Source organism: Roseovarius sp. (genome assembly GCF_018066915.1).
In the GTDB taxonomy this organism is placed as follows: Bacteria; Pseudomonadota; Alphaproteobacteria; order Rhodobacterales; family Rhodobacteraceae; genus Roseovarius.
Map to the genome: position 1 here is coordinate 1 of NZ_JAGPVV010000007.1, position 7286 is coordinate 7286.

Genomic DNA, 7286 nt, shown 5'->3' on the forward strand with positions numbered 1-7286 from the left:
ACCGAAGAGGTGGAAGCCATCAGCAGGTGGCGCACCGCGTGGCGCTTGGCCGCCTCCATTACATTGAACGTGCCGACGATATTGGCGTCAATATAGGCGCGCGGGTTTTCGAGACTGTAGCGCACGCCGGCCTGTGCGGCGAGATGCACGATGATGTCGGGCGCGCAGGCGTCGATTGCGGCATCCACCGCCGCCTGATCCTCTAGCATGGCCTCGGTCGCGACAAACCCCGGCTTTTGCAGCAGCATCTGGTGGCGACGCTGTTTCAGGCTGACGTCGTAATAGTCCGTCATGCCGTCAAGGCCATGCACGATCATGCCCTCATCCAGCAGCAGGTTTGCCAGATGATAGCCGATAAACCCGGCGGTGCCTGTGATAAAGACCCGCGTCATCGGCCCAACTGCCTGACGGTCATTGCAAGTCGACAAAGGCGGTCTGAATCCGCTCGACCGCCTCTTGAACACGGGCACGCGGCGTGGCGATGTTGAACCGAAGGAAGCTCTCGCCGCCGGTGCCAAAGGTCGGGCCGTGGTTGGCTACGACCCGCGCATCCCGCTCGACCCGGCCGGTATATTCCGCCGCCGCCATGCCGGTGCCGGCAAAGTCGATCCAGGTCAGATAGGTCGCCTCGAGTGGCATCGCGCGCACGCCGGGAATGGCCTGCATTCCGCTCTCAAAGAGTTGCCGGTTGCCATCGAGATAGGCGCAGAGCGCATCGACCCATTCCGCCCCTTCGGGGCTATAGGCGGCCTCGGCCATGAAGAGACCAAAGGAATTGGGCGAAATCCCCATCGCGCCCATGCGCGCGGCAAACTGCGCGCGCAGCTTTGCATCGGGCACGATCACATTGCCCAGATGCGCGCCTGCGATGTTGAAGGTCTTGGTGGTGGCGGTCATCATCACCAGCCGGTCGGCGATGCCTTCGATATGAGGCATGGCGATATGGCGCTGACCGGGCATCACGAGATCGTGGTGGATTTCATCCGACACGAGGATGAGATCATGACGGCGCGCGAAATCGGCCACGCCCTCCAGTTCCGCCTTGGTCCAAACCCGGCCACCGGGATTGTGCGGCGAGCAGAGGATGAGCATCTTCTCATTGCCCGTCATCAGCGCGTCATAGGCATCGAAATCCATCTCGTAGCGGCCCGCGGTGTTGACCAGCGGGCATTCGCGCACCTCGCGCCCGGCGGCGCGGATGACGCGGGCAAAGGCGTGGTAGACGGGGGTGAAAAGCACAACCGCATCCCCCGGCGCGGTCCAGGTATCGACGCACATCGACGTGCCATTGACGAGGCCATGGGTGGTAAAGATCGCATCCGCCTCGACCGTCCAGCCGTGGCGGGTCTGCATCCACCACTGGATCGCGGCGCGGTAGGCGGCATCATCGCCGTAATAGCCGTAAACACCATGCTGCGTCATGCCGATCAGCGCCTCGGTGACACAGGCAGGCGGGCGGAAATCCATATCCGCCACCCACATCGGAATCCCATCCTCGGGCGAGACGCCATATTTGGCCTGCATCATGTCCCATTTGTCGGAATGGGTGCCGCGGCGGTCGATGATCTCGTCAAAATTCATGGGGCTCTCCGGGGTGGTGATCGCGGCGCAGGCTAAACGATCACAGCCCAAGCGCAAGGGGCGTTGCAGAATGCCCGGTCATCGCCTAAATAGCCGCCATGAAACGGCCTATTCTGATCCATCCCGACCCGCGCCTGAGAAAGGTCTGCACGCCCGTGAGGGACGTGTCCGATGCCTTGCGCAAACTCTCGCAGGATATGTTCGAGACCATGTATGACGCGCCGGGCATTGGTTTGGCCGCGCCGCAGGTGGGGGTGATGGATCGGTTGATCGTGCTTGATTGCGTCAAGGACGAGGGCGCGACCCCGCGCCCCATCGCGATGCTCAACCCCGAGATTACCGCGTTTTCCGAAGAGAAAAGCGTCTATGAGGAAGGCTGCCTGTCAATCCCCGACCAGTTCGCCGATGTCACCCGCCCTGCCGAGGTCGAGGTGCAGTGGATGGACCTTGATGGGGTGGAGCACAAGGAAGGGTTCGGCGGTCTCTGGGCCACCTGCGTGCAGCACGAGATCGACCATCTCGATGGCAAGCTCTTTATCGACTATCTGGGGGCGATGAAGCGCCAGCTCATCACCCGGCGCATGCAAAAGCTCAAGCGCGAATTGGCGCGGGGCTAAGCCGTGGCGCCGCGCCCCTGCCTGCGCTGGCCTGACAAGCGGCTGCGCCAGCCCGCAGCACCTGTCACCGAAATTACCGAGGCGACGCGCGCCCTCTGGGACGAGATGATCGCGGTGATGGAGGCAATGCCGGGGGTGGGCCTTGCCGCCACACAACTGGGCGAGATGCAGGCGCTGGCCGTGGTCGATGCCAGCACGGCGCGGGGCCAAGCGGTGCGCATGGCCAACCCCGAAATCCTGCATGCCAGCGTGCAATTGCGCCCCCATGACGAGGCGAGCCCCTGCCTGCCCGGTGTGTCGGCGGTGATCGAGCGCCCGCGCGCGGTCACGGTGCGGTTTCTGAATGCGGCGGGCGAGGTTGAGGAGCGCGATTTCGTCGGTCTCTGGGCCACGAGTGTGCAGCATCAGATCGACCATTTGCAGGGGCGGATGTATTTTGACCGCCTGAGCAAGGTAAAACGCGACATGCTGCTCAGGCGCGCGCGCAAGATCGGCTGAGGCTGCGCCGGGGGCGGCGTCGGGTTTGAGTATTTTTGGAACAATGAAAGGCGCGGGCATGCGAGTGATCTTCATGGGAACCCCCGATTTCTCGGTGCCGGTGCTCGACGCGCTGGTGGCGGCGGGGCATGAGGTGGCGGCCGTTTATTGCCAGCCGCCACGCCCGGCGGGGCGGGGCAAAAAGGACCGCCCCAGCCCGGTGCAGGCGCGCGCCGAGGCGCTTGGCCTGCCGGTCCGCCACCCGGTGAGTTTGCGGGATGCGGGCGCGCAGGCGGATTTTGCGGCGCTCAAGGCCGATGTGGCGGTGGTGGTGGCGTACGGCCTCATTTTGCCGCAGGCGGTGCTCGATGCGCCTGCGCGCGGGTGCCTGAATATCCACGCCAGCCTCTTGCCCCGGTGGCGGGGGGCGGCCCCCATTCACCGCGCCATCATGGCGGGGGATGCAGAGACTGGCGTGTGCATCATGCAGATGGAGGCGGGGCTCGATACCGGGCCTGTTCTGTTGCGCGAGGCGGTGACGATCGGGGCGCAGGAGACGACGGGCGGCTTGCATGACCGGCTGTCGAGCCTTGGCGCGCGGTTGATTGTCGAGGTGCTGGCGCGTTTCGACGATCTGCGCGCCGTGCCGCAGCCCGAGGCGGGCGTGACCTATGCCGCCAAGATTGACAAATCCGAGGCGCGAGTGGATTGGAGCCGCCCTGCGGCAGAGGTGGACCGGCTGATCCGGGGTCTCTCGCCCTTTCCCGGTGCCTGGTGTGAAGTGGGGGGAGAGCGGATAAAATTGCTCTGCTCTACCCTAGCCGAGGGGCAGGGTGCGCCGGGTGTTGTTCAGGACGCGGACCTGACCGTGGCCTGTGGCACGGGTGCCGTGCGGCTTTTGCGCTTGCAACGCGCCGGGCGCGCGGCGCAGGATGCGGACGAGTTCCTGCGCGGCATGCCCTTGCCGCGTGGCACGCAACTGGGGTGACGCGATGTTCATGCAACTCTTTGGCACGGTGGTGATCGCGGGCATCGTGGGCTATGCGAGCGAGAAAACCGGCTTTACCCGCAACGGCTATTTGCCGTCGATTATCATCTGTATCGGCGGTGCGTTTCTGTTTTACTTTGTCCGGATCATGTTCGGCATCCGCTTTGGCGCGCCGGGGATTGATGCGATCCTGTCCTCGATTGGCGCGCTGATCATCGTGCCGACCCATTGGCGCAAAGGGAGGTAGATGATGGGCATCATCGGGCTCTTGATCGTGGGGATTGCGGCGGGATTCTTGGCCACGCGGTTGATGCGGGTCGAGTTGGGCGTGGTGCCCACCATCCTGATCGGCATTGCGGGCACGTTGATCGGCGCGGTGGTCATTCGCATGGTGCTGATGATCACGGGCCTCGTGGGTGGGCTGATTGGTGCGGTTCTGGGTGCGATGCTGCTGGTCTGGCTGTGGAAGATGATTGGCGAGCGCCGTTAAGGGCGATTGCGCGGCGGGCGGGCGCGGTAGACCGGCAGCCGCCAGCCAAGGCTGAGCGAGCCGGCGCGCAACGCCCATGTGAGCGCGGCACAGGTGCCCAAGATGACGAGCGGATCGTCGGTGAGCATCTCAGCCCCCACCGCGCCAAGCGCCCCGGCAAAGGCGGCGGTGACATAAAGCTCGCCTTGTTTCAGCACCAAGGGCACTTCGTTGCAGACGACATCGCGCATGAGGCCGCCCATGCAGCCCGTGACCATCCCCATCAGCACCACGATCACTGGGCTTTGCCCCATGACCATCGCCGCGCTCACCCCCGCAGGCACCGCCACGGCAAGCGCAAAACTGTCGAGCCAGAGCAAGAGACGATAGCGGCTCTCGACCAGATGGGCGGTGAAAAACACCAATAGCGCCGCGCCGCAGGCAATCAGGATGTAATGCGGATTGCCCAGCCAGAAGATCGGGTTGCGGTCGAGGAGCACATCCCGCAGCGTGCCGCCGCCGACCGCCGTGAGGCAGGCGATAAAGGCAAAGCCCACGATGTCGAGTTGTTGGCGCGAGGCCACAAGCGCGCCGGTCAGCGCAAAGATCAGCACCGAGGCGTAATCAAGGAGGATGAGCGCGCTCATCCCTTGGCCTTGGTCGGTTTGAAGGGCGCCATGCCTGCGCGCGCCAATTCATCGGCGCGCTCGTTCTCGGGGTGGCCTGCATGGCCCTTGACCCATTCCCAAGTGACGGTGTGGCGCTTTTGTGCCTCGTCCAGACGTTGCCAAAGCTCGACATTCTTGACCGGTTTTTTATCGGCGGTGCGCCAGCCGTTGCGCTTCCATCCGTGCATCCAGCCGGTCACACCATTTTTCACATAGGCGCTGTCAGTGACAATCGTGATGGCTGAGGGGCGCGAGAGCGCCTCTAGGGCGGCGATGGCGGCGCAAAGCTCCATCCGGTTGTTGGTGGTGTCAGGCTCGCCCCCGGAAAGCTCCCGCTCCTTGAGCACGGTGTCACCGTCCATGGCGCGCATGAGCACGCCCCAGCCACCGGGACCGGGATTGCCGGAACAGGCCCCGTCAGTATAGGCATAGAGCGCGGGCATCAGAGCAGCACCCCCACCGCGAGACAGGCGATCACCACCGCTGTCAGCAGCATCCGCAGCGCCATCCACCAGGGCGGTGTGAGGCCCCATCGCGAGAATTGCCAGTCGAGCGCCAAGAGGCCTGCAAATCCGAAGATAAGGCTCATTCCCGCCGAGGTCGGCCCGCCGCCGGTCATGAAAAACGCCCAGAGGGCCGGAATGACCGAAAGGCCGTAGCAGACGGCTGCCATCGTGCCCGTGGCCCGCGTGGCGAAGCCCCAGAGCACGCCCGACATGAACGACAGGATCACCGCGCCGTAAAAGAGCATCACATAGGGTCCGGCAAAGCGCGGCCCGATAGTCTGGGCCGTCCAGAGGCCCAACTCGGGCAGGACCACGGTCAGCGCCCCCCAGAGAAAGGGCAAGAGGCCAGCAAGGCCAAGAAAGAGCGGGGCGCGGGGGATCATCTGCATGGCGCGCAAAATGACCCGGAGGGCGGACAGAGGCAAGAGGGAAAGCCGCGCTTGCGCACGCGACAAAGGGCTGGACCGATGCGGGCAACGTGATAGGTAAATCGCATGACCCAGACTCCTACCTTGGCCCCAGCCACCCCCGCATTCATCGACGCGCTGCGCGCGCATTTGCCAGCACCCGTGTTCCGCGAGGCAACCCCTGGATATTTCGAGGAGCCGCGCGGCCGCTGGCAGGGGCAGGGCGTGGTTCTTGCCCCCGGCAGCACCGAGGAGGTGGCCGTGATTGTCCGCGCCTGTGCTGCTGCGCGCGTGCCGGTGGTGCCCTATGGCGGTGGCACGGGTCTTGTGGGGGGGCAGATCGCGCCCGATGGGCCGATCCCGGTGATCCTGAGCCTCGAGCGTATGCGCGCGGTGCGCGGCATTTACCCAGCCGAAAATGTGATCGTGGTCGAGGCAGGGGCGATCCTGCAAGACATCCATGAGGCCGCCGCCAAAGTGGACCGGCTCTTCCCGCTCAGCATTGCCGCCAAGGGATCGGCGCGGATTGGTGGCAATCTTGCCACCAATGCGGGCGGGGTCAATGTGCTGCGCTATGGCAATGCGCGCGATCTCTGTCTGGGGCTGGAGGCGGTGATGCCCGATGGGCGCATCTGGCATGGCCTCAAACGCTTGCGCAAGGACAACACCGGCTATGATCTGCGCAACCTCTTGATCGGGTCTGAGGGCACGCTCGGGGTGATCACCGCCGCAGCACTCAAGCTCTCTCCGCGCCCCGCGGGCGAGGGCACGGCGCTCATGGTGGTGGACGGCCCGCGTGCCGCGCTCGATCTCTTGGCACTGGCGCGCGACCGGATGGGCGAGGGGGTGAGTGCGTTCGAGATCATGCACCGGGCGGGGCTCGAGTTTCTGGCCGAGGCACTGCCCGACATTCGCCAGCCCTTTGCCCAGATGCCGGACTGGTTCGTGCTGATCGACGTGGGGCTCGCGCGCGGGCTTGACCCGGCCTTGGCGCTGGAGGGGCTATTCGCCGACGCGCTCGAGGCGGGGCTGGTCAGCGACGGGATCATTGCGCAGTCCGAGACGCAGCGACATCAGTTCTGGGAGGTGCGCGAACAAATCCCCGAGGCCAACCGGCGCATCGGCTCGATCAGTTCGCATGACATATCCTTGCCGATGTCCGAAATCCCTGACTTCATTGTGAAAGGGGCCGAGGTGATTGCCCGGATCGGGGCGTTCCGGATCAATTGTTTCGGGCATCTGGGCGATGGCAACCTGCATTACAATGTCTTTCCTATGCCGGGGCGCGCCCGTGCGGATCACGTGGCAGAGCGCGACCAGATCAAGCGCGCGGTGCATGATCTGGTGCATGCGATGGGCGGGTCGGTCAGCGCCGAGCACGGGATTGGGCGGCTCAAGGTCGAGGATCTGGAGCGCTACGGCGATCCGGTAAAGCTGGACGCGATGCGCGCGATCAAGGCGGCGCTCGATCCTCTGGGGATCATGAATCCAGGGGCGGTTTTGCGGGGGTGAAGGGACGGATGGCTCTTTGCTGAAGTTGGCCCTTAGGTGGTAAGCCGCGCGGGGGCACATT

The 7286-nt window shown here is 64.8% G+C and carries 11 protein-coding genes; 6 read left to right on the top strand and 5 right to left on the bottom strand.

What is annotated here, in order from left to right; translation table 11 throughout:
- Window positions 1–392, bottom strand: a 392-nt coding sequence (locus KBT70_RS00225; RefSeq protein WP_296627361.1) for a GDP-mannose 4,6-dehydratase, incomplete at its 3' end; no start/stop codon positions are given.
- A 19-nt stretch (window positions 393–411) separates the two neighbouring features.
- Window positions 412–1581, bottom strand: a complete 1170-nt coding sequence (locus tag KBT70_RS00230; RefSeq protein WP_296627363.1) for a MalY/PatB family protein — start codon at window positions 1579–1581, stop codon at window positions 412–414.
- Window positions 1582–1679: 98 nt separating this feature from the next.
- Between KBT70_RS00230 and def (KBT70_RS00235) the strand changes: the two genes are divergently transcribed.
- Genes def (KBT70_RS00235) through KBT70_RS00255 form a run of 5 tightly spaced genes read left to right on the top strand, consistent with a single transcriptional unit; the run spans window position 1680 to window position 4153 of the window.
- On the top strand, window positions 1680–2198 hold the full coding sequence (def, locus tag KBT70_RS00235) for a peptide deformylase (RefSeq protein ID WP_296627365.1): 519 nt from the start codon (window positions 1680–1682) through the stop codon (window positions 2196–2198).
- A gap of 3 nt (window positions 2199–2201) precedes the next feature.
- Window positions 2202–2696, top strand: a complete 495-nt coding sequence (gene def / locus KBT70_RS00240; protein ID WP_296627368.1) for a peptide deformylase — start codon at window positions 2202–2204, stop codon at window positions 2694–2696.
- Window positions 2697–2754: 58 nt separating this feature from the next.
- Window positions 2755–3663, top strand: coding sequence for a methionyl-tRNA formyltransferase (gene fmt / locus KBT70_RS00245; protein WP_296627371.1), 909 nt, complete (start codon window positions 2755–2757; stop codon window positions 3661–3663).
- A gap of 4 nt (window positions 3664–3667) precedes the next feature.
- Window positions 3668–3910, top strand: a complete 243-nt coding sequence (locus tag KBT70_RS00250; protein WP_296627373.1) for a hypothetical protein — start codon at window positions 3668–3670, stop codon at window positions 3908–3910.
- Window positions 3911–3913: 3 nt separating this feature from the next.
- On the top strand, window positions 3914–4153 hold the full coding sequence (locus tag KBT70_RS00255) for a GlsB/YeaQ/YmgE family stress response membrane protein (protein WP_296627386.1): 240 nt from the start codon (window positions 3914–3916) through the stop codon (window positions 4151–4153).
- Here KBT70_RS00255 and KBT70_RS00260 read toward each other — a convergent pair.
- From KBT70_RS00260 to KBT70_RS00270, 3 genes are read right to left on the bottom strand one after another with little or no spacing between them, the layout of a single operon-like run.
- Window positions 4150–4779 carry a trimeric intracellular cation channel family protein gene (locus KBT70_RS00260; RefSeq protein ID WP_296627376.1) on the bottom strand — a complete coding sequence of 210 codons (630 nt, stop codon included), beginning with the start codon at window positions 4777–4779 and terminating at the stop codon, window positions 4150–4152. The genes KBT70_RS00255 and KBT70_RS00260 overlap by 4 nt on opposite strands.
- Window positions 4776–5243: a ribonuclease HI gene (rnhA, locus tag KBT70_RS00265; protein WP_296627378.1), complete on the bottom strand. Its 468-nt coding sequence runs from the start codon at window positions 5241–5243 to the stop codon at window positions 4776–4778. Before rnhA ends, KBT70_RS00260 begins: the two co-directional genes overlap by 4 nt.
- Complete coding sequence (locus KBT70_RS00270) at window positions 5243–5695, bottom strand: DUF3429 domain-containing protein (RefSeq protein ID WP_296627381.1); 453 nt, start codon at window positions 5693–5695, stop codon at window positions 5243–5245. The genes rnhA and KBT70_RS00270 overlap by 1 nt, the downstream gene beginning before the upstream one ends.
- A 105-nt stretch (window positions 5696–5800) precedes the next feature.
- Between KBT70_RS00270 and KBT70_RS00275 the strand changes: the two genes are divergently transcribed.
- A complete protein-coding gene (locus KBT70_RS00275; RefSeq protein WP_296627383.1) occupies window positions 5801–7225 on the top strand; it encodes an FAD-binding oxidoreductase in 1425 nt (474 codons plus the stop codon).
- Window positions 7226–7286: the final 61 nt, after the last annotated feature.